Genomic DNA, 1281 nt, shown 5'->3' with positions numbered 1-1281 from the left:
GATCCTGTGTTACAATTAGTATAGTTAAGAACCTGAAACAACATTCACTCTCCCCACAAAGTTAGCTGATACATCAGCACATAGTCGTTTCACTTCAAGGTAGTATCACGAAAATGGGTATTCCATTGGCATGGAAGCCTTCCGCATTTTCTTAGCTCTCCACCTTGCCTTAGTGCTTCTGTTCAGCAGTTCGTTCGTTCGAGAATTCACTCGACATTAAAACTTACTGCACTGTTACCTTTTGAGAAAATGTGCTTATACTTTTATTATAAAGAGGACATTGGTGAATGGAGGAACGTTTGAACTTTCATCCGTTACATATGAATGAATATGATGCCCCCCACAAAGTCCTGGGGGGTGACGGTCACCTTCCCTGTAATCGATTTCGCCTTTTGCATATTGCGTTGTTCCCGTATGAACGTGAGACTCATCTCCTCCACTTATCCCAAGCTCATCGAGTGACCCTGAACCTCTCAAAAACTTAGTCAGTAATGTAGGAGTTCCATTATCGCCATTACATATTTGCCATCCATCCGGTGGAGTAATTTGTCTAACGGGTTGTCCTGTTTTTGGATCCGGAATTTCAACAATGTGCTCCTCACTTGGCCACCAAGATAGGATTGTTCCTTTGGGAACGCCGAAAGGAGCTAATGCAGTTTGCCCAATATCTCTTGCTAATGTTTCCCGGGTCGAGGGATAGGCCTTCAATGTAGGCCAGAAGGAAGAAAGGGTTGCTTCAATAGGACCTTGAGTAATCTTTATAGTTCCAAGTCTTAATAAAGCAAGAAATTGATTGATGTCATCAAATGAAGTCATTATCCACATATTAGCGTATTCTTCGGGAACAATAGAATCAGCAAAAATCTCAGCCCTAAATTGTACATTCATTGTGCGAAGTAATTGTTCGTTATGACCATCAGCCCCAGCATTTGCACCCCACCCTGAAAAAGCAGCTGAAAAATCTATACGTTCCTTTTCATCTAATGATTGAAGGGCTCCTCTAATTGCGATTCTTATCGCGTATTTAATGGAGCTAACATAATGAGAACCATAACTCTGAATAAATTGCATTCTCCTTTGTTCAATAGAGGGTATATCTTCACTATTTGGCGGCAAACTCCAAGTTAGTGATGGTACAATTAAAGTATCATCGCTGCCTGTTGTTTCAATTATTATATAAGACGATTGCTCATGCTTTCGTCTTTCACTTGYAACGGCCAATGCAGTATTAAAGCTTGCAAGTCCAAAACTTCCCTTAAAGTAGGCCGATAACATTTTAGC

General features: G+C 40.9%; 1 protein-coding gene. It reads right to left on the bottom strand.

Annotated features, from left to right (window positions below; all coding sequences use genetic code 11):
- Window positions 1-255 precede the first annotated feature (255 nt).
- The coding region (locus AC1DRQ_RS31660; RefSeq protein ID WP_477430141.1) for a hypothetical protein at window positions 256-1281 on the bottom strand (1026 nt) is incomplete at its 5' end.

This window comes from Mucilaginibacter sp. P4_E8 (genome assembly GCF_056401495.1).
This window is presented reverse-complemented; position numbering and strand designations above follow the sequence as displayed.